The following is a 26599-nucleotide window of genomic DNA, read 5'->3' on the forward strand; positions in this document are numbered from 1 at the left end:
CATGAGGAACGCGCTGGTCAGCATCACCCAGATGGTGCTGGCGGCTCTGCTCGCCACGGTGGTGTCGGTGGTGGCGCTGCTTGCGATCGGCCGGGTGCAGTGGCCGGCATTCCCGTCGTCCAACCAGCTGCATGCGCTGACAACCGTCGGCCAATTCGCTTGTCTGGCAGCACTGTTCGCCTCCGGCTGGGCCTGGGTGCAAGGACGGCAGAAACTGGCCACCGGCACCGCATTGGTGGCACTGCCCGCCTTCGTGGTGGCCACGCTGGGAATGCCGCTGGGCGCCACCAAGCTCTACCTGTTCGGCATCTCGGTGGATCAGCAGTTCCGCACCGAGTACGTGACCCGGCTGACCGACAGCCCCGCGCTGCGCGACATGACTTACGCCGGGCTGCCGCCGTACTACCCGCCGGGCTGGTTCTGGATCGGCGGCAGGGCGGCGGACCTGGCCGGTGTCCCGGGGTGGGAGATCTACAAACCCTGGGCCGTCACGTCCATCGCGATTGCCGTGGCGCTGGCATTTGTGTTGTGGTCCAGGCTGATCCGCTTCACCCACGCCCTGATCGTCACCACGGCCACGGCTGCGGTGACCATCGCCTACGCCTCCCCCGAGCCCTACAGCGCCATCATCACGGTGCTGCTGCCGCCGGTGTTCGTGCTGGCCTGGTCGGGACTGCGCCGGGCTTCCTCACACGGCTGGGCCGCCGTTGTCGGCACCGGGATCTTCCTGGGTGTCACCGCAACCTTCTATACGTTGCTGTTGGGCCTGGCCGCGATGACCGTGACCATGATGGCGCTACTGCTGGCGGTGTCACGCCGCAGCATCGCGCCGCTGGTCAAACTCCTCGTGGCCGGCGTCATCGCGATCGCCATCGCGTTGATCACATGGGCGCCGTTCCTGCTGCGCAGCCTCAGCGAGCCGATGAGCGGCACCGGCAGCGCCATGCACTATCTGCCCAACGACGGCGCGGTGCTGACGTTCCCGATGCTGCAGTTCAGCCTGCTGGGAGCGCTGTGCATGCTGGGCACCATCTGGCTGATCGTGCGGGCCCGGTCCTCGGTGCGCGCAGGGGCGCTGGCCGTCGGGGTGATGGCCGTGTACCTGTGGTCGCTGCTGTCGATGCTGACCACCCTGGCGGGCACCACATTGCTGAGCTTCCGGTTGCAGCCGACGCTGACGGTCCTGCTAGCCACCGCCGGCGCGTTCGGCTTCCTCGAGGTCAGCCTGGCTTTGTCCAACCGTTGGGGCCGCAAACTGATCCCGGTGGCCGCCGTGGTCGGGCTGGCCGGCGCGATGGCCTTCAGCCAGGACATCCCCGACACCCTGCGCCCCGACATCACCGTCGCCTACACCGACACCGACGGCGCCGGCCAGCGTGGCGACCGCCGCCCGCCCGGCGCCGAGCAGTACTACGCCGAGGTCGACGCCGCCATCACCGAGCGCACCGGCCGCCCGCGCGACGAGACCGTGGTGCTGACCGCCGACTACAGCTTCCTGTCCTTCTATCCGTACTTCGGTTTCCAGGGCCTGACCTCGCACTACGCCAACCCGCTGGCACAGTTCGACGCGCGCTCCGCCGAGATCGAGAGCTGGGCGGACCTGGACAGCAGCGATGATTTCCTGGCCCGACTCGACGGGTTGCCCTGGGAGCCGCCGACGGTGTTCCTGATGCGCCAGGGCGCGGGCACCGGTTCGGGTGCCACCTACACGCTGCGGTTGGCCGAGGACGTCTACCCGAACCAGCCCAACGTCCGGCGCTACACCGTAGAACTCGACTCGGCGCTGTTCGACAGCCCCGAGTTCGACGTGCAGACCATCGGCCCGTTTGTGCTCGCCATCAGGAAGTCGCCGTGACAACCGGGCAATTAGCATCTAGCTCCGTGACTGGAGCCAGTTACCGGACGGCCAAGCTGGTCGCCGTCGTGACCGGGCTGCTGGGCACGCTGCTGGCGGTGGCGACGCCGTTTCTTCCGGTCAACCAGACCACCGCGCAGCTGAACTGGCCCCAGAACGGCCAGCTCGATTCCGTCACCGCGCCGCTGATCGGCTACGTCGCCACGGACCTGACCATCACGATTCCCTGCCAGGTGGCCGAGGGGCTCACCGGACCCGCCAACGTCGGGCGCACCACGCTGGTGTCCACCGTGCCCAAACAGGCCAAGAACGCCGTCGATCGCGGTCTGCTGATCGAACGCGCCAACAACAACCTGGTGGTGGTCGTCCGGAACACCCCGGTGGTGGTCGCACCCATGAGCGCGGTACTGGGCCCGGACTGCCAGGAACTGGTGTTCACCGCCCAGGCCGATCGCGTGACCGCCGAGTTCGTCGGACTCACCCAGGCAGTCTCACCGTCCTACACCGGCGACGAGCCGGACGCGCCGCTGCGCGGTGAACGCGGCGGCTATGACTTCCGCCCGCAGATCGTGGGGGTGTTCACCGACCTGAGCGGCCCCGCTCCGCCCGGCCTGGAGTTCTCCGCGACCATCGACACCCGCTACAGCAGCTCACCGACGGTGCTGAAGCTGGTGGCGATGATCGTCGGCGTGCTGCTGACCCTGGTGTCGCTGGTGGCCCTGCACCGCCTGGACACCGCCGACGGCGTGCGTCATCACCGGCTGCTGCCGCCGCGCTGGTGGTCCATCGGCTGGCTCGACGCGCTGGTCGCGACGGTGCTGGTGTGGTGGCACTTCGTGGGGGCCAACACCGCCGACGACGGCTACATCCTGACCATGGCGCGGGTGTCGGAGAACGCCGGTTACATGGCCAACTACTACCGCTGGTTCGGCACCCCGGAAGCGCCCTTCGGCTGGTACTACGACCTGCAGGCGCTGTGGGCGCACGTCTCCACCACCAGCGTCTGGATGCGACTGCCCACGCTGCTGATGGCACTGGCCTGCTGGTGGATCATCAGCCGCGAGGTCATCCCCCGCCTCGGACATGCGGTGAAGCGCAGCCGCGCGGCGGCCTGGACCGCGGCGGGCATGTTCCTGGCAGTCTGGCTACCCCTGAACAACGGGCTGCGGCCCGAGCCCCTGATCGCCCTCGGCATCCTGCTCACCTGGTGCTCGGTGGAGCGCGCGGTGGCCACCAGCAGGCTGCTGCCGGTGGCGGTGGCCTGCATCATCGGGGCGCTGACGCTGTTCTCCGGGCCCACCGGCATCGCGTCAATCGGTGCGCTGCTGGTGGCCATCGGCCCGCTGCTGACGATCCTGCGTCGTCGCTCCAAGCAGGTGGGCCTGGCCCCGCTGCTGGCGCCGATCCTGGCGGCGGGCACGGTGTCGATCTTCCTGATCTTCCGCGACCAGACGTTCGCCGCCGTGGCCGAAGCCAGCTCGTTCAAGACCCTGGTGGGCCCGAGCCTGGCCTGGTTCGACGAGCACACCCGCTATGAGCGGCTGTTCATGGCCACCCCCGACGGGTCGATTGCGCGCCGGTTCGCGGTGCTGGCCGTGCTGCTGGCGCTGGCCGTCTCGGTGGCGATGTCCTTGCGTAAGGGCCGCATTCCCGGCACCGCGGCCGGACCGAGCCGACGCATCATCGGCATCACCATCATCTTGTTCCTGGCCATGATGTTCACCCCGACCAAGTGGACGCATCATTTTGGTGTGATCGCCGGACTGGCCGGATCACTGGGTGCGCTGGCGGCAGTGGCCGTCACCGCACACGCCATGCGCTCCCGGCGCAACCGCACCGTCTTCGGCGCCGTCGTGCTGTTCATGGTGGCGTTGTGCTTCGCCAGCGTCAACGGCTGGTGGTACGTGTCCAACTTCGGCGTGCCGTGGTCGAATTCCTTCCCCGAGTACAGGTTCGGCTTCACCACCATCCTGCTGGGCTTCTCGGTGCTGACGTTGATCGTCGCCGCGGTGATGCACTTCTCCGGCCGCGGGGAACGCCCGTGGCGACCGACGAAACTCGGCCGACTCCTGCACTCACCACTGGCCATCGCGGCGTGGGCGCTGGTGATCTTCGAAGTGGTGTCGCTGACCGCGGCCGTGGCGATCCAGTACCCCGCCTGGACGGTGGGCCGGTCCAATCTGCAGGCGTTGACCGGCAAGACCTGCGGCCTGGCCACCGACGTGATGGTGGAACAGGACCCCAATGCGGGCATGTTGACGCCCATCGACGAGCCGGTGGGAGACGCGCTGGGCGCGGTGACGTCAACGGGCTTCTCCCCCAACGGAATTCCCACCGACGTCTCGCCGGACCCGGTGAGCGACGAGCAGACCAGCGACAACTTCGCCGACTCCGACGCCAACTCCGACGAGACCGGTCAAGCCGGTACCGAAGGCGGCACCACCGCCACCACCGGCGTCAACGGGTCCCGGGCGCGGCTGCCCTTCGAACTGGACCCGGCGACCACGCCGGTATTGGGCAGCTGGCGCGCCGGGGTGCAGCAGCCGGCGTTCCTGCGCTCGGCCTGGTACGCGCTGCCGGACCGCGATACGGCCGGACCACTGCTGGTGGTGTCGGCGGCGGGCCGCTTCGACCAGAGCGACATCCAGGTGCAGTGGGCGGGCCCCGACGGGGATCCGGCCGGCCAGATCGGTTTCGCCGACGTCGGCGCCGCCCCTGCCTGGCGCAACCTGCGGGTGCCACTGAGCGCCATCCCCACCGACGCCACCCAGATCCGGCTGGTGTCCACCGAGGACGACCTGGCCCCCGACGCCTGGATCGCGGTAACCCCACCGCGCATCCCGGTACTGCGGAGCCTGCAGGACGTCGTCGGCTCTACCGACCCGGTGCTGCTGGACTGGCTGGTGGGACTGGCGTTCCCGTGCCAGCGGCCGTTCGGCCACCAGAACGGTGTCACCGAGGTGCCACGCTGGCGCATCCTGCCGGACCGCTTCGGCGCCGAGGCCAACTCCCCGGTGATGGACTACCTGGGCGGCGGCCCGCTGGGCATCAGCGAGCTCTTGTTCCGCGCCGAGACGGTGCCCACCTATCTGCAGGATGACTGGTCCCGCGACTGGGGCACACTGCAGCGGCTGGTGCAGTTCTATCCGAACGCACAACCGGCTCGGTTGGAGCTGGGCACGGCGACCCGCAGCGGGTTGTGGAGCCCGGGACCGCTGAGACTGTCCTAGCTCTACTGATAGCGCGCCGCCCGGCCTGGCGACGCGGACCACACATGTACGTCGCCTAACATCGAGCCTCGTGCCCGCACACCGCCTAGCCCGTCTCATCGCTGTTGTGGCGGGCATCGCCGGGCTGGTCCTGTGCGCTTTGGTCCCCCTGCTGCCCGTCCGACAGACCACCGCGACCGTGCTGTGGCCGCAGGGCCTGGGGCCGGACGGCTACGTCACCGACGTCACCGCCCCCCTGGTGTCCGGCGCCCCGCAGTCTCTGGACATCTCCATCCCCTGCGTGGCTGTCGCGACGCTGCCCGCTGACGGCGGCGTCGTCGTCTCGACCGTCCCGGCCGCCGGCATCGACGCCGGGCGCAACGGCCTGTTCGTCCGTGCCAACGCCCGGTCGGTGTTCGTCGTCGTCCGGGACACCGTCGCCGCCGTCGCACCGCGTGAGGCCGTCGAGACCGGCGCGTGCAGCGTCATCCACATCCGCGCCGACATCAGCGGCGTCATGGCCGAGTTCGTCGGCATCCCCGTGGCCGCGGGCACCCAGCCCGCGGAGAAGCGCCCGCAGGTGGCCGGCCTGTTCACCGACCTGGAGGTGGCCCCGCAGGACGGGCTGTCGGCCCGGGTGGACATCGACACCCGCTTCATCACCACGCCCACCGCGCTGAAGATGATCGCGATGGTGCTCGGCACCGCGTGCGTGATCGCGTCGCTGGTCGCGCTGATCCTCCTGGACCGCCGGGTGCCGCGAGTGCGCAGCCGCTTCCTGAAGGCCGGCCTGACCACGTGGATCGCCGATGTCGGGGTGATCGGCACGCTGGCACTGTGGCACCTCATCGGTCCACAGACCAGCGACGACGGCTACAACCTGACCATCGCCCGGATCTCCGGCGAGGCCGGCTACTCGGCCAACTACTACCGCTACTTCGGCGCCACCGAGGCGCCGTTCGACTGGTACCAGTCGGTGCTCGCCCACCTGGCCGCCATCAGCACCGCAGGGGTGTGGATGCGGCTGCCCGCGCTGCTGGCCGGCATCGCCACCTGGCTGATGCTCAGCCGCTGCGTCATCCCGCGGCTGGGCCGCAGCCTGGCCGCCAACCGGATCACCATCCTGACCGGCGCCGCGGTGTTCCTGGCCAGCTGGCTGGCGTTCAACAACGGGCTGCGCCCCGAACCGCTGATCGCCTTCGGTGCCGTCGCGGTGTGGATGCTGATCGAGAACAGCATCGCCACCCGCAGACTGTGGCCGGCGACGCTGGCCATCGTGGTGGCCGTGTTCTGCGTGACGTTGGCTCCACAGGGCCTGATCGCCATCGCGCCGCTGCTGGTGGGCGCACGCGCCATCGCCCGGGTGATGACCGAGCGCCGCAACACCGTCGGGGTGCTGCCCCAGCTGGCCCCGCTGCTGGGCGCGGGCTCGCTGCTGTTCGTGGTGGTGTTCCGCGATCAGACCCTGGCCACCGTCGCCGAATCGGCCCGCATCAAGTACGTCGTGGGCCCCACCATCGCCTGGTACCAGGATTTCCTGCGGCCCTACTTCCTGACCGTCGAAGACAGCATCGACGGCTCGCTGACCCGTCGCTTCGCCTTCTTCGTCCTGATGCTCTGCCTCTTCGGCGTGCTGGCGGTGCAGTTGCGCCGCGGCCATGTCCCAGGCGGGGCCCGCGGTCCGGTCTGGCGGCTGCTGGGCACCACCTTCGTCAGCCTGCTGCTGCTGACCTTCACCCCCACCAAATGGGCCATCCAGTACGGCGTGTTCGCCGGGCTGGCCGGCGCACTGGGCGCCGTCACCGCGTTCGCGTTCTCCCGGGTGGGCCTGCACAGCCGACGCAACCTGGCGCTCTACATCACCGCACTGCTGTTCGTGCTGGCGTGGGCGACATCGGGCTGGAACTCCTGGTTCGACGTCGGCAATTACGGCGTGCCGTGGTTCGACCGGCCGCCGGTGATCGCCGGCCACCCGGTCACCACGATGTTCCTGGTGCTGGCCATCGTCGGCGCGCTGATCTCGGCCTGGCTGCACTTCCGGATGGACTACGCCGGCCACACCGAGGTCGAGAACAACAAGCGCAACCGGGTGCTGGCGTCGACACCGCTGTTGATCGTCGCGACCATCATGGTGGTCCTCGAGGTGGGCTCCATGGTCAAGGCCGCGGTGCAGCGCTACCCGGCCTACACCAATGCCTCGGCCAACATCGCCGCATTGACCGGAACCAGTTGCGCGCTGGCCGATGCCGTGCTGGTGGAACCGGACACCAATGCGGGCATGTTGGAGCCCGTCCCGGGCCAGGAGTTCGGCGAATACGGCCCCCTCGGCGGCCAGGACCCGGTGGGCTTCACCCCGAACGGCGTCAGCGACTCGCTCGACCCCGTGGAACCCACCTCCATCAAGCCCGGCACCCCGAACTCCGACGGCTCGCCCAACAAACCCAACATCGGCGCCGGTTACCAGGCGGGCACCGGCGGCGGCTACGGACCCGAAGGCGTCAACGGCTCGACGGTGTTCCTGCCGTTCGGCCTCGACCCCGCCACGACACCGGTGATGGGCAGCTTCGGCGAGAACACCGTGGCGGCCAAGGCCACGTCGGTCTGGTACCAGCTGCCCCCGCGCACCGAGGACCGCCCCCTGGTGACCGTCGCGGCCGCGGGCGCCATCTGGAGCTTCAACGAAGAGGGCGAGTTCAGCTACGGCCAGGACCTCAAGGTGCAATGGGGTGTCCGCGGCCCGGACGGTTCGTACACCGAACTCGCCGAGGTCGGCCCCATCGACGTGGCCAATCAGCGGGCCTGGCGCAACCTGCGCTTCCCGCTGGCGTGGGCCCCGCCGGAGGCCAACGTGGTTCGCATCGTCGCCGATGACCCCAACCTGTCCGAAGACCAGTGGTTCGCGTTCACCCCACCGCGGGTGCCGGTGTTGCAGACCGCCCAGGAGTTCCTGGGCGAGACGACACCGGTGCTGATGGACATGGCGGTGGCCGCCAACTTCCCGTGCCAGCGCCCGTTCGCGGAGCGTCTCGGTGTGGCCGAACTCCCGGAGTACCGCATCCTGCCCAACTTCTCGCAGATGCAGGCGTCGTCGAACCTGTGGCTGTCCGCCGAGGACGGCGGGCCCTTCCTGTTCATCCAGGCACTGCTGCGCACCTCGACCATCCCGACCTACCTGCGTGACGACTGGTACCGCGACTGGGGTTCCATCGAGAGCTACGAGCGGGTGGTGCCGGCCGACATCGCGCCCGAGGCCGTCATCGAACAGGGTTCGACACAGGTCTCCGGCTGGAGCCGCTCCGGACCGATTCGAGCGCTGCCATGACCGAAGCGTTGAAGGGCCACAACGTAGCCCAGGATGTGAAGGCGGCCCGCTGGGTCGCGATGATCGCCGGCTTCCTCGGCTTCGTCTTCGCCGTCGCCACGCCGCTGTTACCGGTGACGCAGACGACCGCGAATCTGAACTGGCCGCAGCAGGGTCAACTGTCGAACGTCACCGCTCCCCTGATCTCGCAAGTGCCGGTGTCGATGACGGCGACGGTGCCGTGCTCGGTGCTGCAGTCCATGCCCGCCGACGGCGGGTTGGTGCTCGGTACCGCGCCGGCCGAGGGCAAACAGGCCGCGCTCAACGGCCTGTTCGTCAACGTCACCGAGGAGCGTGTCGACGTCACCGACCGAAACGTCGTGGTGGCCAGCGTCTCTCGTGAGCGCGTCGCCGGTTGCTCCGACCTGAGGATCACGTCCTCGGAGGACGGCACCTTCGCCGAGTTCGTCGGACTGACCCAGGTCACCGGTCCGGATGCGGGGCAGCCGCAACGCACCGGTTTCGCCGACCCCAATCTGCGCCCGGCCATCGTCGGTGTGTTCACCGACCTCACCGGACCCGCACCGCCGGGGTTGAGCTTCTCCGCCGAGATCGACACCCGGTTCACCACCTCGCCGACCACGCTGAAACTGCTGTCGATGGTCTTGGCCATTGTCTGCACCGTGATCGCGCTGCTGGCGCTGTGGCGCCTGGACCGCATCGACGGCCACCGCGCCCAACGCCTGATCCCCACCCGGTGGAAGACCTTCACCCTGGTCGACGCCGTGGTGGTCGGCCTGTTCGGGCTCTGGTACATCGGCGGGTCCAACTCCTCCGACGACGGCTACATCCTTCAGATGGCCCGGGTGGCCGAGCACGCCGGTTACATGTCCAACTACTTCCGCTGGTTCGGCAGCCCCGAAGACCCGTTCGGCTGGTACTACAACCTGCTGGCGCTGATGAGTCAGGTGAGCACGGCCAGCATCTGGATGCGGCTGCCCGACCTGGTGTGTGCCCTGGTGTGCTGGCTGCTGCTGTCACGCGAAGTGGTGCCCCGGCTGGGGCCCGCGGTGGCCGCCAGCCGGCCCGCGCTGTGGGCCGCCGGGCTGGTGCTGCTGGCGGCCTGGATGCCGTTCAACAACGGCCTGCGTCCGGAAGGCCAGATCGCCACCGGCGCCCTGATCACCTACGTCCTGATCGAACGCGCCGTCACCGGGCGGCGGCTGCTGCCGGCCGCCCTGGCCATCATCACCGCGGCGTTCACCCTGGGGATCCAGCCCACCGGGCTGATCGCGGTGGCCGCCCTGCTGGCCGGTGGCCGGCCCATCCTGCGCATCATCGCCCAGCGCCGCCAGCTGGTGGGCACCTGGCCGCTGTTGCTGCCGCTGCTGGCGGCGGGCACCGTGATCCTTCCGGTGGTGTTCGCCGACCAGACGCTGGCAACGGTGTTGGAAGCCACCAGGATCCGGACCGCGATCGGCCCGAGCCAGGAGTGGTACACCGAGAACCTGCGGTACTTCTACATGATCCTGCCGACGGTCGACGGCTCGCTGTCACGGCGGTTCGGCTTCCTGATCACCGCCACCAGCCTGTTCGCGGCCATGTTCATCATGTTGCGGCGCAAGCGGGTTCCCGGGGTGGCCCGCGGACCGGCCTGGCGCCTGATGGGCATCATCTTCGCCACCGTGTTCTGTCTGATGTTCACCCCCACCAAGTGGGTGCACCACATGGGCCTGTTCGCCGCGGTGGGCGGCGCCATGGCGGCGCTGGCCACGGTGCTGGTCTCACCGCTGGTGCTGCGCTGGGCCCGCAACCGAATGGCGTTCCTGGCCGCGCTGCTGTTCATCCTGGCGCTGTGCTGGGCCACCACCAACGGCTGGTGGTATGTGTCCAGTTACGGTGTGCCGTTCAACAATTCGATGCCGAAGATCGGTCCGGTGTCGGTCAGCACCATCTTCTTCGCCCTGTTCGCGGTGACGGCGCTGTACGCGCTGTGGCTGCACTTCGCCCCGCGTGACCGCGGCAACGGACGCATCGCCGCCGCGGTGACCAAGGCACCGATCCCGGTGATCGCCGGCTTCATGGTGGCGGTGTTCGTGGCCTCGATGGCGATCGGCGTGGTGCGCCAGTACCCCACCTACTCCAACACCTGGTCGAACCTGCGGGCGTTCACCGGCGGCTGCGGCCTGGCCGACGACGTGTTGGTGGAGCCCGACAGCAACGACGGTTTCCTGGCGCCACTGCCGGGTGACTACGGGGCGCTGGGACCGCTTGGCGGTGTGGACCCGGTGGGCTTCGCTCCCGACGGGGTGCCGGAACACATTGTGGCCGAAGCACTTCGGCAACCATTCCCGATGCCGGGCACCGACTCCGACTGGGACGACCCGGTGCGCCTCGACCAGCCGGGAGTCAACGGTTCGACCGTGCCACTGCCCTACGGCCTTGACCCCGCCCGAGTTCCGGTGGCGGGCAGCTACAACCTGGGCCCACAGCAGCAGAGCATTCTGAACTCGGCGTGGTACCGACTGCCGCCGCGGGACGACGCCCATCCGCTGGTGGTGGTGACCGCTGCGGGAACCATCACCGGCAACAGCGTGTTCAACGGCCGGACCGTTGGCCAGACCGTCGAATTGGAGTACGCCACAACAGGTCCTGATGGTGTGCCGGTGCCCGCCGGACGGGTGGAACCCTACGACCTGGGTCCGATCCCGTCCTGGCGCAACCTGCGGTATGACCGCGCGGATATCCCCGACGATGCGACTGCGGTACGCATTGTCGCCGAGGACCTGTCACTGACGCCGGGCGACTGGGTGGCCGTGACACCGCCGCGAGTGCCCGAGCTGCGGTCGGTGCAGGAGTACGTGGGCTCGCAACAGCCGGTGCTGATGGACTGGGCGGTGGGCCTGGCCTTCCCCTGCCAGCAGCCGATGCTGCACGCCCACGGCGTCACCGAGGTGCCGAAGTACCGGATCACGCCGGACTACAACGCCAAACGCCTGGATACCGACAGCTGGGAAGACGGCATGAACGGCGGCCTGCTCGGCATCACCGACCTGCTGCTGCGGGCCCACGTGATGTCGACGTATCTGTCGCGGGACTGGGGTCGCGACTGGGGCTCGCTGCGCAAGTTCGACACCATCGTCGACGCGTCCGTGGCGACGTTGGACTTCGGCACCACCACACACTCGGGGCTGTACTCGCCGGGCCGTATCCGGATCGGGCCCTAGCCAAGCCCTTCGGAAAAGCCCGTGCGCAGCGCGTCGAACAATTTCTCGACGCGGGCGCGGTGGTCAACCGCCAGGTTCGGTGTTCCCGCGATGACCTTGCGGGCGGTTTCGGTCAGGACGGTGGTGTAGCCGGCGATCACGAATGCAGCCAGCAGCGTGCTGTCCGCGTCGAACACGGTGTCCCGCTCGAGCTCCTGGCGCAAGGTGGCCTCCAGTTCCGCCGCGATCTCCCTACTGCGGGCAATCAACGCCGGCGACGCAGCGACGGTGCGGAAGAAGGGTGCCGCGCCGTCGGCGATGCCGGACAGTGCGTGCTGCTGGTCGGTGAGTTGGCGCGCCAAGGCTCGAAGTGACGTCAGTACGTCGACGCCCGGTGCACGGTTGCGAATGGCCGCACGCAGGAGGTCTGCGGTCTCGTCGGCGCGGTCCAGCAGCAGATCCTCCTTGCGCGGGAAGTGATTGAACACCGTCACGCTGGAGACGCCGGCAGCCTTGGCCACCTGCGCCACGGTGACGGCGTCGAAGCCCTTGTCGATGAACATCTGCGTCGCAATGTTCGAGATCCGGGCCCGTGTCTTGGGCCCGCCGCGTTCACCGGTGCGTGGCACTTCGACCTCACTATCTTGTGTCACTAAGTTTAGTCAGTTAACTTAGGCTCGTGTTCCCTACATCTTCGCGCTCCCCCCGCTCACTGCGTGAGGGGTGGCCCGCACTGTTGGGCTTGAGTGCGGTGTTCCTGGTCGAGATGCTGGACAACTCCATCCTCAATGTCGCCCTGCCCACCATCGGCCGGGAGTTGCACGCCTCGGCTACGTCCCTGCAATGGGTCACCGGCTCCTACGCCGTGGTGTTCGGCAGCCTCATGCTGTTCTTCGGCGCCGTCGCCGACCGGTTCGGCCGGCGACGGATCATGCTGACGGGCCTGGTGATGCTCGGGCTGGCCAGTCTGGCAACAGGTTTCGTGACCAATACCGCCGAGCTGACAGCAGTGCGGGCGGCGATGGGCGTGGCAGCCGCGATGACGACCCCCGGCTCGATGGCGCTGGCGTTCCGGTTGTTCGCCGACGACGCCCTGAGGGTGCGGGCCATGACGCTGATCTCGACAGTGGGGCTGGTTGGGCTGGCGGTCGGCCCCACCGTGGGCGGCCTGGTGCTCGCCGTCGCACCCTGGCAAGTGCTGCTGCTGGTCAACGCGCCGATCGCGGTGGTGGCACTGGCGGGAGTGCGATTCGGCATCGCAGCCGATCATGACCTGCACCGCGCACCATTGGACCTGGCCGGGGCAGCGCTGGCCACCACGACAATCGTGGCCGCGCTGGTGGCGCCGACACTGTTCGTCTCCGGCACCCCGCTGGCCTGGGTGGTGCTCGCGGCCGCCGTCGTCGGGGCGGGTTTGTTCTTGCTGCGGGAACGGTCGGCCCGACATCCGCTGCTGGACCTTGCCCTGGTCGCCCATCCCCTGGTGGCCGGCGGGCTGGCGTTCAAGGCCGCAGCCGGATTGGCCACCGCAGGGCTGAGCTATCTGGTGGCGCTGCAGTTGCAGCTCGACTGGGGCTGGCCACCCGCACTTGCCGCGCTCGGCATGGCGCCGCAGGTGGTGGTGCTGATTGCCGGCGGGTTGTTCGTCAACCCGTTTGTGCAGCGGGTCGGACTGGAGCGGGCCGGTTACCTCAGTGCCGTCGCGGTGGTGGCCGGGTTGGCCGTCTACGGGGCGCTCGGCAGATTCGGTTATGGATGGGTGGCGATCTCGCTGGCACTGGTGGCCGCCGGGCTGCGGGTAGTGGGCGTGGTGGCCGCCGTCAACGTGATGCGCGGCTTGCCCGAGAACCGGACCACCATCGGCGCCGCCCTCACCGATACGGTCACCCAGGTGAGCTCCGGCACCGGTGTCGCGGTGGCCGGCACCGTGCTGGCCGCCATCTTCGCCGGGAGCCTCACGGCATCCGGATGGACAACCGCCCAGACCGGGCAGTTTCACTTGGCCGTCACCGTGGCGGGGCTGACGCTCACTGCTATGGCGGCCGCGTTGGTCGGCTGGGGGTTCCTGCGCACCCGAGCCGTTAACACGATCGCTACACAGCCAACAGCGCCGTAACTTCTCCGGACCCTAACGTTCAGTGTGATCACACATCACTGATTACACAGTTCGGCGGCGGGAGCCCTGCATGCAACCACATCCGATCCAGGTGGCGACCGTGGGCGACGAGGTCTACCGCCGCCTGCGGGCGGCGATCACCGCCGGCACCGTGGCTCCCGGCACCAAGATCTCCATCCGTTCCCTGGCCGACGCCTTCTCCGTCAGCACCATGCCGGTACGAGAAGCGCTGCGCCGTTTGGAATCCGACGGGCTGGTGGTATTCGGCCGTCGCAGCATCACCGTGGCCAACATGACCGCCGAGCAGGTCACCCAGGTCTTCCGCATCCGCCTGCAGCTCGAGACGCTGGCCAGCGAATGGGCCATCCACCAGGTCACCGACGACGACGTTGACGACCTACGCGACATCCTGACCAAGATGGACCGCGACGACATCGCAGTCGACGAATGGCGTTCACTCAACCAGGATTTTCACCGCCGGTTCTATGACTGCGCCCGCAGCCCGGACCTCCTGGAACTCATCGGCCGGGTGTGGGACAAGGTCGAGCCGTTCATGGCCATCTACGCCTCCAGCGTCGAGGACTTCACCGAGGCGCACCGCCAGCACCTCGAGATCCTCGACGCCATCGCCGCCCGCGACACCTACACGCTGCTGGTGAAAACCGCGGAGCACTCCGAATACACCTCGCGCACCGTCACGGCCGCGCTCGCCTCGAAAGACGAATCATGAACAGTGAATTCGAATCTGAACCCGTACCCGTAGCCGCCCGCCGGTCACTGTTCTCGGTGGCCAGCGTGTGGGCCGGCTTCCCCATGATCATCACCGCCGCCGTCACCGGCGCCACCCTGGTGCACGGACTGGGCTTCGGCGGCGGCATGGCCGCCATCGGGCTGGGCAATCTGTTGCTGCTGCTCTACGTCGGAACGCTGAGCATGCTGGCCGCCCGCACCGGAAAGAACTTCTCGCTTCAGGCCAGTGACACGTTTGGCCGCAACGGCTATGTGGTGTGTTCGGGGCTGCTCTCGACGCTGGTACTGGGCTGGTTCGCAGTGCAGACGGGCCTGGTCGGCGAGAGCGTGGCCGGCGTCTACGACGTCAACAAGACGCTGATCGTCCTGGTCGCGGGGGTGGCGTTCACCCTGTTCACCCTGTTGGGCATCCGGGCGCTGTCGCTGATCGGCCAGATCTCGGTGCCGCTGTTCCTGATCCTGGGTGTCATGGCCGCAGTGCAGGCCGCCGGGGACAGCGACGTCGACATCCTGGGCTACGCCGGGGATCCCTCGATGTCCCTGGCGCTGGGTGTCGGCGTCACGCTGGTGTTCGCGCTGTTCGCCGATTCCGGCACCATGACAGCCGATTTCACCCGCTGGGCGAAGAGCCCGCGGGATGCATGGATCGCGACGGCTGCGGCCTTCCCCATCGGCAACGGTGTCGCCATGGTCATCGGCGGGTTCATCGCGGCGGCAGCGGGTGGCTCGGGAGACGTGTTCAGCATCCTCGCCGAGAACGGCGGCCTGCTGGGCGTGATCGCGGTGGTGTTCCTGTTCATCAACCTGGGCTCGGTGTGCACCCACTGCCTCTACAACGCCGCGGTCGGCTGGTCCACCATCCTGGGCAGCCGGATGCGCATCCTCACCGTCGTTCTCGGCGTCATCGGCATCGTCGCCGCCGCGGCGGGCATCTGGGATTTCTTCATCAGCTGGCTGAACCTGCTCGGCATCATCGTGCCGCCCATCGGCGCCATCATCATCGTCGACCAGCTGCTGGCCCGCCGCGAAAGCTCGGGAATCACACCTGCTTTCAGGTGGCAGCCGTTCGTGGCCTGGGCCATCGGCTCGGGTATCGCCCTGCTGGTGGACAAGCAGGTGCCGGCGCTGTGCACGGTGCTGGTGGGCCTGATCACCGCCGGTGTGGCCATCGCCATTCTCAACAAGGTCGCCACGTCGACGCCTTCGGCGCCGGTGGCACAAGGAGCACTCCGATGAACTTCGACGAACTGACCATCGCAGATCTACATGCCGGATTCCGTTCCGGAACCATGACCTCAGCCATGGTCACCCAGTGGTACCTGGGCCGGATCGCCGACTCCGAACTCAACGCCGTGGTCACGGTGAACCCGGCCGCGCTGGAGGAAGCCGCGTCCGCCGACCGCCTCTTCGCCTCCGACGGTATCACCGGTCCTCTGCACGGGGTTCCCGTCTTGGTCAAAGACCAAGCCGAAACAAACGGTATACCAACAAGTTTCGGCTCCCAGCTGTTCGCCGACCACCTACCCACCCGGGACGCCACCGTGGTGGCCCGGCTGAGGGAGGCCGGAGCGGTGATCCTGGCCAAGACCACGATGTGCGACTTCGCCGCCGGTTGGTTCTCGTCGTCGTCACGCACCGGACACACCTCGAATGCCTACGCTGTCGAACGCGATTCGGGCGGATCCAGCGCGGGAACGGGATCTGGCGTGGCCGGCAACCTCGGCCTCGTCGGTGTGGGAGAAGACACCGGCGGCTCCATCCGCATTCCCGCGTCGTTCAACAATCTGTTCGGCCTGCGGGTCACCACCGGCCTGATCAGCCGCACCGGATTCTCGCCCCTGGTGCATTTCCAGGACACCCCCGGTCCGATGGCCCGGACCGTGGCCGATCTCGCCGTGCTGCTGGAGGCCATGGTCGGATTCGATCCCGAGGACCCGTTCACCGCCGTGGCCGCCACCGCACCCCGCGCGCCCTACGTTGCCGAACCGGCGTCGTCATTGTCCATGCGGATAGGCGTACTCGAATCCGGTTTCGGCTCCGACGGCGACGTCCGCTGTTCCCCGGTCAATGCCGTTGTGCGGGAGGCCGTCTCCGAACTGGAGAAGCTGGGCGCCGTGCTGATCCCCGGCCTGGAGATCGCGGACCTGAAGGAGGCCATCGCCGAGACGTCGGTGTACGTCAAACAGTCCAAAGCCGACCTGACCGGTTTCCTGTCGAAGCGCAACGGACCCGTGCAGTCCTACGAGGAGATCTACGCCCGCAGCGCCTTCCACCCGGAGAACGACCTGTTCCACGGCATGATCACCGGACCAGACGACCCGGACTCCGACCCGGAGAACCTGCGATTGCGGCTCAACCAGCAGCATTTCCAGCGTCGGGTGCTCAACATGTTCGCCGCATCCGAGCTGGACGTGATGGTGTACCCGTCGGTGCAGGTGGTGCCGCCCACCCACGACGAGCTGGCCGCAGGTCTGTACACCGCGCTGACATTCCCCACCAACACGGTGATCGCCTCGCAGGCCGGACTGCCCGCGATCAGCGTGCCCGTCGGATTCACCCCTGATGGCCTGCCGGTCGGTCTCGAGGTGCTGGGTAAACCGTTCTCGGAGAACGTTCTACTGCGTTTCGCCGCGACCTGGGAAGCTGCGGCCAAACCTCGCAAGGCACCGGCCGTCACGCATGTCTGAGCGCCACCTGGACGTCAACGCCGACCTGGGCGAGAGTTACGGCTGGTACCGGTTCGGCGTCGACACCGAGTTGATGGGACTGATCACCTCTGCCAACGTGGCCTGCGGATTCCACGCCGGCGATTCTCACACGATGCGCACCACGGTGGATCTGGCGGTCAGTCACGGCGTTCGGGTGGGTGCCCACATGGGCCTACCGGACCGACTGGGCTTCGGCCGCAGGGAGATGGAGATCTCCGGTGACGACGCCTACGACTACTCGCTGCACCAGATCGGTGCGCTGAACGCCTTTGTTGTGCGCAGCGGGTCCACCCTGCACCACATCAAGCCGCACGGCGCGCTGTACATGATGGCCGCACGCGATCCCGAGATCGCCGACGGCATCGCGCGTGCAGCCGCCGAGCACAACCCCGGCATCGCCGTGTACGCGATGCCGGGGACAGCACTGGCCAAGGCCGCAGGGAGCTACGGACTGCCGGTGGTGGGTGAGTTCTTCGCCGACCGGCCGTACGTCGGTGGGCACGTGGTGATGTTCGGCTGGACGCTCGAACAGATCGGCTCGCCGGCTGATGCCGCGGCCCGTGTGCATGCCGTGCTCGATAACAGCGACATCGCCACGGTGTGTGTCCACACCGACACTCCCGGCGCCGTGGACATGATGAGCGCGGTGCGCGACATGCTCGATGCCGCGGGAATCGTGGTCGCCGCACCGTAGGCTCACAGGATGTCGGTCCGCCTCGGTCACGCCGTCGTCAGCCGGGCAGTCGAACTGCAGGTCGAGATGCGCACCGGGCTGTTCGCACAAACGCCTCCCGAGGCCTGGCACCAGAACGCGGCGCTGCTGGCACCCACGTTCTGGAACCCGGACACCGACCAGTGGCGAATCGCCATCCAGACCTGGGTCATCGAGGTCGACGGCCTGACCGTGCTGGTGGACACCGGCGTGGGCAATGACCGCGACCGCCCCCACATGCCGCCGCTGGATCATCTGCGGACCGGTTTTTTGGCCGGCCTTGGTGTGGCCCCGCAAGACGTCGACGTCGTGGTGAACACACATCTGCACACCGATCACGTGGGCTGGAACACCCACCTGGTCGACGGCGCCTGGGTTCCGACATTCCCCAATGCTCGATACCTGATGCCCGAGGCAGACCACCGCTTCTTCGCCCCCGACGCTGCGACCACCAACGACGGCATGCGAATGGTGTTCGCCGACAGCATCCTTCCGGTGTCCGCACAGACCGAACTCTTCAGCGGTGACCACCGCATCAGCGACTCACTGTGGTTGCGACCCGCCGCCGGGCACACCCCCGGCTCGTCGGTGTTGTGGCTGGATGCCGGAGTACCCGCCGTGTTCGTCGGCGATCTGACACACTGTCCCATCCAGATCCCCCGCTCGTCGGATCCCTGCGCATTCGACGTCTCCCCCGATGAGGCCGCGGCCACCCGCAGACGGATCTTCACCGAGGCGGCCCGGCGGCGTGCCGCGGTGATACCCGCGCACTATCCGGGCCGCGGGGCAGCTCGACTGGTGGCCCGGGGCGACCGGTTCGCCGTCGACGATTGGTTGGAGTTCGAACCTATCTGAGCCGGGCCGACAGCCACTCGCCGATACCGCGCGGGTCAGCCACATGGTCGGGTTGGACCAACCGCAGTGCGGCATTGACGGCTACGGGCGCCTCGCAGGTGGCCGGGTCCTGGATCACCACACGCCCACCGGCCGCCCGGATCGCCGCACACCCCGCGGCGCCGTCTTCGTTGGCACACGAAAGAAGCACGGCGGTCACGGGATTGGGAAGCTGCGCGGCGCTGGAGAACGTCACGTTCAGTGAGGGACGGGAGTAGGCCACCGGGGCATCCAACGACAGGTGCGCGCGCACACCGGATGCCGGCTCGTACTGCCCGACGGACGTCTGCGGCTGCGCCGACACCCGACGACCCGGCCCGAGCAGCAGATGGTAGCCGCCGGGGGCTACCGTCAGCGCACCCCTGGGACACTGCCAGGGGCTGTCACTCGGTTCCCACACCGGGATGTCGGTGTAGGTCTGCAGCACTTCGATCAGCGGAGAGTAGTCAGGTGCACGGTGCAACACCACAGCACCGATGGCCTCACCGATGCCGGGCAGGGTCTCCAGAATGCCCCGCAGCGCCTTCATCCCCCAGCGCTGCCGCCGATGACGACGACCTCAGGGCCGGGCACGCTGGCGGTGGTTCGTGGCGTAGATCCCCAGCCGGCGGTCCAACGGGGCGAACATCGTGGCGCCGTCGCCGGTGAGAGCCTCACGAGGGCCGATCACCAGATTGCCGAACGGAGCCAGACTTTCGCGGAAGATTCCCTCGGCGCGGCGTTGCAGGGTGTCCTCGAAATAGATGAAGACGTTGCGGCACATGATCAGATTGAATTCGCCGAAGGCACTGTCGGTGGCCAGATTGTGCGAGAAGAACTCGAGTCGCGAACGCAGGTGCGGACTCAGGATGCACCGGTCGTACTTTGCGACGTACCAGTCCGAAAACGGCCGCTGTCCGCCGCTGGCGTGGTAGTTGCGGGTGGCACGCACCATGGCATCGGCGGGGTAGATCGCCGAGGTGGCCACCCGCAGCGAGTCACTGTCGATGTCGGTGGCATAGATGGTGCTGCGGTCCAGCAGGCCGGCCTCGTCCAGCAGGATCGCCACGGAGTACGCCTCCTCCCCGGTGGCGCAGCCCGCGATCCAGATCCTGATCCGCGGGAACGTCGCGAGCCTGGGCAGCACCTCCGCGCGAATCTTGGCGAACACCGCTGGATCCCTGAACATCTCGGTGACATTCACCGTCATGGTGGACAGCAGCGCCGCCAGCAGGTCGGGCTCGCGCAGCACCCGTCCCTGCGCTTGCGAGATGGTGCCGAGCTTGTACCGCTCCACGAACGCCGTCAGACGTCTGTTGCGCGAGGCGTCACTGTAGTGCCGGAAGTCGTATCCGAGGTACTCGAAGACCGTGTAGAAGAACGCCTCTGCCTCGATCAGGGTGAGTTCCCTGGTCCGCTCCGATTCCGGCCGCTGTGCAGACTCAGGCATCAGTTCTCGGATGGCTCGCGCTGCGTCCGCGGTCGACTCGCCAGCCAGACCCGGAGCACCGAGGTCAGTTGGTCCATGTCGACGGGTTTGGTGACGTAATCGGAAGCGCCTGCGTCCAGGCACTTCTGGCGGTCGCCCTTCATGGCCTTGGCGGTCAGCGCCACGATGGGAAGGTTGCGCCAGCGCCCGTCCGCCCGGATACGCCGCATCGCCTCATACCCGTCCATGACTGGCATCATGATGTCCATCAGCACCAGCCCCACCTCCGGGTGAGCGGCCAGGTTGTCGAGCCCCTCCTGTCCGTTGCGCGCGGGCACCACCGTGATGCCATACCGCTTTAGTGCACTGCCAAGGGAGAACACGTTGCGGACATCATCGTCGACCAGCAGGACGGTGTTGCCCTCGAGGGACTCGTCGACACGCCTGGGGTTGGAGAGGATCTCCCGCGCCGAATCCGGCATCTCCGTGGCGACCCGGTGCAGGAACAACGCCGTCTCATCCAGCAGTCGCTCAGGCGATTTCGCGTTCTTCAGGACGATCGCCGCGGCCAGCGCCTCGAGACGCTCCGTTTCTGCCGATGTCAGCTCACGGCCGGTGTGCACGATCACCGGCAGGCTCTTCTGCTTGAGCTGGTCCTTGATGCGCTCGATCAGATCGATGCCGTCGATGTCCGGCAGACCCAGATCCAAGACCAGGCAGTCATAGGTGGTGGGCCCTGCCAGTTCGGCCAGCACCTGCGCTCCGGTGCCCACGGTGGTGATGTCGATGTCGTCGCTCTCGATCATGTGCTTGACCACCTGCCGCTGGTTCGCGTCATCCTCGGCCACCAACACGTGACGGGGACCCGGCTTCAGGAAATCGGCGATGCCGGCGAACATCGAACGCAAATCGGTGATATCGGCGGGTTTGTGCAGTGTCTGGATGGCCCCCATCCGCCGACCGCGGCCGTCGTCATCGGCTCCGGACACCACGTTGACCGGGATGTGGCGGGTCGCGAGATCGTGCTTGAGGACGTCGAGCACCACCCACCCGGCCATGTCCGGCAAGCCGATGTCCAAGGTGATGGCGGCCGGCCTGCGCTCCTTGGCCAGCGCCAAAGCCATTCTGCCGCTGGCGGTGACCACGGAGGCGAAACCGGCCTCCGAGGCCAGCTCGGCCAACATCCGGCCGAAGGTCGGATCATCCTCCACGATCAGCAGGACGGGCCGGCTGCCTTCGGGCCAGGCGACCGACGAGGTGTCCACCGTTCCGAACCTGGTGTCGGAGTCCTCCCCCTCGACCGTCTCCGCAATCGGAGCCGGCTCCTGCGGCGCAGCCGTTTTCGGCGGCTCGAGGGCAGCCGCAGATGCGGGTGCCGATATCGCAGTACCGATGGGCAGGTAGCAGGTGAACACCGAACCCTCACCCAGCGCGCTGCGCAGTGTGATGTCACCGCCGAGATGGCGGGCCAGCTCACGGCTGATGGCCAGTCCCAGACCCGTGCCGCCGTACTGTCGCGCAGTGCCGCGGCCGGCCTGCTGGAACGATTCGAAAATCAGGTTGTGGTCGTTCTCGTCGATGCCGATGCCCGTGTCCACCACTGCCATCGAGAGGAACTGGTTGCCCGGACCTCCCGAGGCGTCACCACTTGCGTTGAGCCGCACCGTCACCGACCCCCGGTCGGTGAACTTGACCGCATTGGCCACCAGGTTCTTGGCGATCTGCTTGACGCGCGTGTAGTCACTGGTCAACTGCCGCGGTGCAGCGCTGTCGACCACCACACCGAACTCCACGCCCTTGGCCCCGGCGACAGGCCCGAACGTGCGCTCCAGGAAGCTCACCAGATCGGAGACGTTGATCAGCTCCTGCTCGAGGTACATCGAACCCGACTCCACCTTGGCCAGGTCCAGAACCTCGTCGATGAGGTTCAGCAGGTCTTTGCCGGACTGCTGGATGGTTTCGGCGAACTCGTGCTGTTTCTCGGTCAGCGGATCATCGGAGTCCGTGAGCAGTCCCGCCAGGATCAAGATGCTGTTCAGCGGCGTCCGCAACTCATGGCTCATGTTGGCCAAGAACTCCGACTTGTACCTCGAGGAGACCGCCAGTTCCTCGGCCCTGGCCTCCAGGGATCCGCTGAGCCGCTCCAGTTCCTCGTTCTTGGCTTCCAATGTCTGGGCCTGGAACTCCAGCCGTTCGGAGCTGGCCCGCAGCTCCTCCTGCTGCGTACGCAGTTCCTCGGTGGTCTCCTCGAGTTCGGCGTTCTGGGCGGACAACAGGTCTTCGCGCTGGGACAGCTGCTCGTTGGCCGCCCGCAGCTCCTCCTCCTGGGTCTGCAGCTCCTCGGTCTGCGCCTGTGACACCTTCAGGAGCTCGCGCGTCCGCTGGGCGGACTCGATGGCGCTCAGCGCCGCTCCGACTCCCAGAGCGATGCTCTCCGCCATCTCGGTGTCCTCGTCGGTGAACAACCGCAACGCGGCCAGCTCCATGACACCGAGCACGTGTGTCTCGAACTTGATCGGTACCAGCAGCAGCGCCACCGGTTCCGTCCTACCCAGCCCCGACACGATCTCGACGTAGTCGCCGGGAGCGCCGGTGACCTCGATCCTGTTGCCCTCCAACGCACATTGACCCACCAGACCGTCGCCGAGGCCGAAGGAGTTGGGCAACCCCTTGCGGCGGTGGAAGGCGTACGACGCGGTGAGCGCATACCTGTCGGGGTCGTCGGGCTGCTGCAGATACAGCGCTCCGTGGTTGGCGCCCAGCGCCTGCGCGGTGCGCGAGATGATGAGCGAGCAGGCGGCCGCCGGCTCGGACACTCCCTGCACCTCGGTCATCAGATCTGCCTGAATCTCCTTGGCCAAGCGTGCCTTTTCACTCAGCTTGGCCTGATCGGCGAGGCGTTCGTTCGTGACGTGGAGGTTGGCGCGCATGGTTTCCGCCGCGCCGGCCAGCACCGCGATCTCACGCGGACCCACGCGGCGAATCGCGCGGTCCCCGGCGCCGTCGGCAACCGCGGTCACGTCTTCCAGCACACTGGTGACCGGCCGGGTCAGCAGCCGGCGCGACATCCAGACGGCGGCGACCACGACGAACACCAGCAGAGCCGCGGACACCGCCTGGGCGATGTTGGAGAACAGCTGCGCGGCGCCCACCCGCTCCAGCTGGGCATCGATCAGCTGCTCGGTGCGGTTCTGCAGATCAGTCAGCCGCTCCCGCAGCGTGTCGAAAAGGCTCTTGCCCAGCTGGGTCATCGCTTCGGTCTGATCTTGGGTCAGGGGGCCGGCACGCCGAGCCGTGATCTGGGGTTCGCCGGCCTGAGCAACCCAGTCCGTGGCGGCCGAGACCACCTCATCGAGCTGCCGGTTCCCTTCGGCGTCGCCGGCCAGGATGACACGAAGCTCGCTCACCAGCTGATCCGCGGTGTCCTTGCCCTCTTCGTATGGCATGAGAAATGCCGGGTCAGCTGTGAGCAGGAACCCGCGTTGGCCGGTTTCCTGGTCCACGTACGCTGCGCTCAAGTCGGCGGCTGCGGCCTGCGCCGGCAGCATCCGCTGGCTGAGTTCACCGACGGCGCTGGCCACCGTGATACTGCCGGCGACCGTGACCACCAGGGACAGGACAAAGACGGAGGTGACCATGCCCAGCAGAATCCAGATCAGCTGTCGGATAGACAGCTTGGTGCTGATCTCACTGCCCGCCATGCACGCTCACCTTAGCTTCAGCCGGTGCCGTTGCCGGGCCGAACCGCCGTCCGATTTCCACATACGCGCTCAGATCGGTGGCCTCGATCGGGCGGGCATACAGAAAGCCTTGCTGTAGAACACATCCCGCGTCGCGTAGCCAATCGGCCTGCTCTTGGGTCTCGACGCCTTCGGCGATCAGGTCGACCTCCATGGTGGCCGCCACCGCGATCTGGCTGCGCACCAACCGCTGCACCCGATCATTGGTGTTGACCTCGGCGATAAAAGACCGGTCGATCTTGAGCCAGTCCACCGGAACGTGCATCAGATTCGACATACTCGAGTGCTCCACCCCGAAATCATCGATGGCCAAACTGAATCCGATCTCGCGGGCGCGCCGCAACGCCTCGTGCGCGGGGGTGGGGTCACCGGAGAACGCGCCCTCGGTGAGTTCCAGGCAGACCCGCTGCGGGGCGATTCCGTTGTCCCGCTGGGCGGCGACGAGGTGGTCCAGGAAGCTGGTGTCGAGCACCTGGTCCGGCGACAGGTTGACGTGGAGTTTGAGATCATCGCGGCCCAGCGCCACGAAGTCCGCAAAACTGCGGGTCACGATCCACCGGCCCAGCGGCCCCACCTGACCGGCATCCTCGGCCAGCGCGATGATCTCTCCTGCCGGGATCTCCTCGTCACCGACGCGCCAACGCACCAGCGCCTCCAAACCGAACAGGGTGCGCGTCCTCGAATCCACGATCGGTTGGTAGGCCATTCGGAAATCCGATCGCGCAATGGCGTCGGACACCTCGGCCCGCAGATATACCTTGCCCTGGTGTTGCGAGCCGATCATCTCGGTGTAGAGCACACACTCCTTGGATCGGGTTTTCTTGGCCTCGAACATGGCCATGTCCGCCTGCGTCAGCAGTTCCTCGGGAGTGTGCGCGGTGGCCCCCAGACAGGCGATGCCCATGCTCAGTGACGGCTGGATCGTGACGTTCCTGCACCGCACCGGTTCCGACTGCGCCGCAGCCAGGATGCGGTTGCCCGCGGCCACCGCCGCCGTGGTGGACGACACGTCCTCGAACACGAGGATGAACTCGTCGCCGCCGACCCGGCACACCAGGGTGTCACCGCGCACCGCCGAACGCAGCCGGCGCGCGATCTCCACGAGGAGCTCGTCTCCGGTGTCGTGTCCGTAGGTGTCATTGACGGTTTTGAAGTGGTTGACGTCGAGGTAGAGCATCGCCACCAGGCTCGAGCCGGCGACCCGGTGCCGCGCCAGGAGCGCCAGCCGTTCGTTGAGCTGTCGGCGGTTCGCCAGATTCGTCAGTGGATCGTGGCTGGCGAGGTGCCGGATCTCGGTCTGCGCCTGCTTGATCTCGGTGAGGTCGTGAACCACGGCGGCCACATGCAGATCCACCGATCCTCCGATGGGCGACAACGTGATCGTCACATCGACAGGACGGCCGTCATGCGCACACAGCGTCATCTCCAAGGCGATCTCCTGGAGTGTGGTCACCGTGATGTCGATCTGCTCGCGCAGGCGCTCGCGATGGCCCTCGGCTGCCAACTCCACGATGGACCGGCCGATCAGGGCGTCACCTTGCCCGCTGAACAGCGCGGTGGCGGCCTTGTTGCAGCTGCGGATCTCACCGGAGGCGTCGACGGCCAGGATCGCGTCACCGGTGGCCTGCATGACGGCTGCATACTCGGCGGCCACCCGGTACAGCGTCGCGTTGGAGACCGCCAGCGCCGCCGCCACCGACGCCCCGCGGAACAACGCGGCATCCGACTCGGAGAAGTCCGCGTTCCGCCCGACACAGACGACGCCGACCTGCTGGCTCCTGGCGGTCATCTCCTCCACCAGCACGGCCGGGTGTGATGCAGTGGCGGCTCCCCCGGCCATGTGCTCGACAAGCCAGGCCCGCAGCCGGTCCGGATTGCCGCCGGCGGGCGCCAGCGAATAATTCCAGCCCTGCTCAGGACTCGGCAACCGCAGCACACAGTCGGCGCCGAACATCGAGCTCATCTCCGCGACGATGGTCTTCTCCAGGGACGCCAGGTCGATGCTGGCCTCGGCGAAGATGTTGGTGAGCCGCTCGCGGCGGCGGGTGAAGGCCAGCTCTTCCCGCTGGCGAATCTCGGCGCCCCGGGCCACCTGCAGCTGTTGCTCGTGCAGCTTGGCCGCCTCCTGGCGGAGTCGCACAAAGGAGTGGTCCAGCTCCAGCAACGCCTTCACCTTGGCGTAGAACACCTGCCGGGAAACCGGTTTGACCAGGAAGTCGACAGCGCCCAGATCGTAGCCTCGGTGTAGGTCAGCCGCCTCGGCCTGCCCGGTCAGGAAGATGATCGGTGTGGAGGCGAGTTCCTCGACGTCGCGGATCAACTGCGCCGTCTCGAAACCGTCCATACCCGGCATGTTGATGTCGAGGACGATGACCGCAACCCGTCGCCGCAGCAGCAGCGTCAGCGCTTCTTCTCCCGAACCTGCCTGGACGATCTCGCATTGGAGCGGTGTCAGAACGGTGGCCAGCACGTCGCGTAGTCGAGCGTCGTCGTCGACGACCAGGACCACCTGCTGATCCTGCGAGACCACACCGGTTTCCGACGTCGAGATCCGCGAATCCTGACTCGCCACTTCCGGTACAAGCACCCCGACTTCCACCCGCCTTGGTCTCGAACGAGATGCCCACCACCCCGGCCCGCTAATCCGCGTCGGCGAAGCGATCCGCGAGGGACAGCCTAACGGGAATCCCAGGAGATGGC

At 67.5% G+C, this 26599-nt stretch carries 15 protein-coding genes; 10 read left to right on the plus strand and 5 right to left on the minus strand.

The annotated features are described in order from the left end of the window. Nucleotide 1: 1 nt before the first annotated feature. From BVC93_RS11015 to BVC93_RS11030, 4 genes are all read left to right on the plus strand, one after another. Nucleotides 2-1855: a galactan 5-O-arabinofuranosyltransferase gene (locus tag BVC93_RS11015; RefSeq protein ID WP_083737196.1), complete on the plus strand. Its 1854-nt coding sequence runs from the start codon at nucleotides 2-4 to the stop codon at nucleotides 1853-1855. After that, nucleotides 1852-5085: an arabinosyltransferase domain-containing protein gene (locus BVC93_RS11020; RefSeq protein ID WP_083737197.1), complete on the plus strand. Its 3234-nt coding sequence runs from the start codon at nucleotides 1852-1854 to the stop codon at nucleotides 5083-5085. Before BVC93_RS11015 ends, BVC93_RS11020 begins: the two co-directional genes overlap by 4 nt. A gap of 70 nt (nucleotides 5086-5155) precedes the next feature. After that, nucleotides 5156-8386 (plus strand): arabinosyltransferase domain-containing protein, encoded by a 3231-nt coding sequence (locus BVC93_RS11025; protein WP_083737198.1) that lies wholly within the window; start codon nucleotides 5156-5158, stop codon nucleotides 8384-8386. After that, on the plus strand, nucleotides 8383-11592 hold the full coding sequence (locus BVC93_RS11030; RefSeq protein WP_083737199.1) for an arabinosyltransferase domain-containing protein: 3210 nt from the start codon (nucleotides 8383-8385) through the stop codon (nucleotides 11590-11592). The genes BVC93_RS11025 and BVC93_RS11030 overlap by 4 nt, the downstream gene beginning before the upstream one ends. On the opposite strand, the gene BVC93_RS11035 is transcribed toward BVC93_RS11030, so the two are convergent. Then, the gene (locus BVC93_RS11035; protein WP_236950320.1) at nucleotides 11589-12224 is read right to left on the minus strand and encodes a TetR/AcrR family transcriptional regulator; all 636 of its coding nucleotides are present in this window, start codon (nucleotides 12222-12224) and stop codon (nucleotides 11589-11591) included. The two genes, BVC93_RS11030 and BVC93_RS11035, sit on opposite strands and share 4 nt — an antisense overlap. A 26-nt stretch (nucleotides 12225-12250) precedes the next feature. Between BVC93_RS11035 and BVC93_RS11040 the strand changes: the two genes are divergently transcribed. The 6 genes from BVC93_RS11040 (at nucleotide 12251) to BVC93_RS11065 (ending at nucleotide 18712) form a co-directional block, all read left to right on the plus strand. Beyond that, nucleotides 12251-13687: an MFS transporter gene (locus BVC93_RS11040; protein ID WP_236950321.1), complete on the plus strand. Its 1437-nt coding sequence runs from the start codon at nucleotides 12251-12253 to the stop codon at nucleotides 13685-13687. A gap of 70 nt (nucleotides 13688-13757) precedes the next feature. Next, a complete protein-coding gene (locus BVC93_RS11045; RefSeq protein WP_083737201.1) occupies nucleotides 13758-14417 on the plus strand; it encodes a GntR family transcriptional regulator in 660 nt (219 codons plus the stop codon). Beyond that, nucleotides 14414-15673, plus strand: a complete 1260-nt coding sequence (locus BVC93_RS11050) for a cytosine permease (RefSeq protein ID WP_083737202.1) — start codon at nucleotides 14414-14416, stop codon at nucleotides 15671-15673. Before BVC93_RS11045 ends, BVC93_RS11050 begins: the two co-directional genes overlap by 4 nt. Further along, a complete protein-coding gene (locus BVC93_RS11055; protein ID WP_083737203.1) occupies nucleotides 15670-17124 on the plus strand; it encodes an amidase in 1455 nt (484 codons plus the stop codon). Before BVC93_RS11050 ends, BVC93_RS11055 begins: the two co-directional genes overlap by 4 nt. Further along, complete coding sequence (locus BVC93_RS11060) at nucleotides 17117-17839, plus strand: 5-oxoprolinase subunit PxpA (protein ID WP_083737204.1); 723 nt, start codon at nucleotides 17117-17119, stop codon at nucleotides 17837-17839. Before BVC93_RS11055 ends, BVC93_RS11060 begins: the two co-directional genes overlap by 8 nt. A 9-nt stretch (nucleotides 17840-17848) precedes the next feature. Next, nucleotides 17849-18712: an MBL fold metallo-hydrolase gene (locus tag BVC93_RS11065; protein WP_083737205.1), complete on the plus strand. Its 864-nt coding sequence runs from the start codon at nucleotides 17849-17851 to the stop codon at nucleotides 18710-18712. Here the strand turns inward: BVC93_RS11065 and BVC93_RS11070 are convergent. Genes BVC93_RS11070 through BVC93_RS11085 form a run of 4 tightly spaced genes read right to left on the minus strand, consistent with a single transcriptional unit; the run spans nucleotide 18705 to nucleotide 26486 of the window. Further along, nucleotides 18705-19280 (minus strand): chemotaxis protein CheB, encoded by a 576-nt coding sequence (locus tag BVC93_RS11070; RefSeq protein ID WP_236950322.1) that lies wholly within the window; start codon nucleotides 19278-19280, stop codon nucleotides 18705-18707. The genes BVC93_RS11065 and BVC93_RS11070 overlap by 8 nt on opposite strands. A 30-nt stretch (nucleotides 19281-19310) precedes the next feature. Then, entirely contained in the window at nucleotides 19311-20180 is an 870-nt protein-coding gene (locus BVC93_RS11075; protein WP_083737206.1) for a CheR family methyltransferase, read from the minus strand. Beyond that, nucleotides 20180-23860: a response regulator gene (locus BVC93_RS11080; RefSeq protein ID WP_083737207.1), complete on the minus strand. Its 3681-nt coding sequence runs from the start codon at nucleotides 23858-23860 to the stop codon at nucleotides 20180-20182. The genes BVC93_RS11075 and BVC93_RS11080 overlap by 1 nt, the downstream gene beginning before the upstream one ends. Continuing rightward, entirely contained in the window at nucleotides 23847-26486 is a 2640-nt protein-coding gene (locus tag BVC93_RS11085) for a two-component system response regulator (RefSeq protein ID WP_083740966.1), read from the minus strand. The genes BVC93_RS11080 and BVC93_RS11085 overlap by 14 nt, the downstream gene beginning before the upstream one ends. Between the last annotated feature and the right edge of the window lie 113 nt (nucleotides 26487-26599).

The sequence above is a fragment of the Mycobacterium sp. MS1601 genome (assembly GCF_001984215.1).
Classification (GTDB): Bacteria; Actinomycetota; Actinomycetes; order Mycobacteriales; family Mycobacteriaceae; genus Mycobacterium.

What these genes read in the sequence shown, in the direction of transcription:
- BVC93_RS11015 (WP_083737196.1), top strand. Translation starts at nt 2, where the DNA reads ATGAGGAACGCGCTGGTCAGCATCACCCAGATGGTGCTGGCGGCTCTG.
- BVC93_RS11030 (WP_083737199.1), top strand. Translation starts at nt 8,383, where the DNA reads ATGACCGAAGCGTTGAAGGGCCACAACGTAGCCCAGGATGTGAAGGCG.
- BVC93_RS11045 (WP_083737201.1), top strand. Translation starts at nt 13,758, where the DNA reads ATGCAACCACATCCGATCCAGGTGGCGACCGTGGGCGACGAGGTCTAC.
- BVC93_RS11050 (WP_083737202.1), top strand. Translation starts at nt 14,414, where the DNA reads ATGAACAGTGAATTCGAATCTGAACCCGTACCCGTAGCCGCCCGCCGG.
- BVC93_RS11055 (WP_083737203.1), top strand. Translation starts at nt 15,670, where the DNA reads ATGAACTTCGACGAACTGACCATCGCAGATCTACATGCCGGATTCCGT.
- BVC93_RS11060 (WP_083737204.1), top strand. Translation starts at nt 17,117, where the DNA reads ATGTCTGAGCGCCACCTGGACGTCAACGCCGACCTGGGCGAGAGTTAC.
- BVC93_RS11065 (WP_083737205.1), top strand. Translation starts at nt 17,849, where the DNA reads ATGTCGGTCCGCCTCGGTCACGCCGTCGTCAGCCGGGCAGTCGAACTG.
- BVC93_RS11070 (WP_236950322.1), bottom strand. Translation starts at nt 19,280, where the DNA reads ATGAAGGCGCTGCGGGGCATTCTGGAGACCCTGCCCGGCATCGGTGAG.
- BVC93_RS11075 (WP_083737206.1), bottom strand. Translation starts at nt 20,180, where the DNA reads ATGCCTGAGTCTGCACAGCGGCCGGAATCGGAGCGGACCAGGGAACTC.
- BVC93_RS11080 (WP_083737207.1), bottom strand. Translation starts at nt 23,860, where the DNA reads ATGGCGGGCAGTGAGATCAGCACCAAGCTGTCTATCCGACAGCTGATC.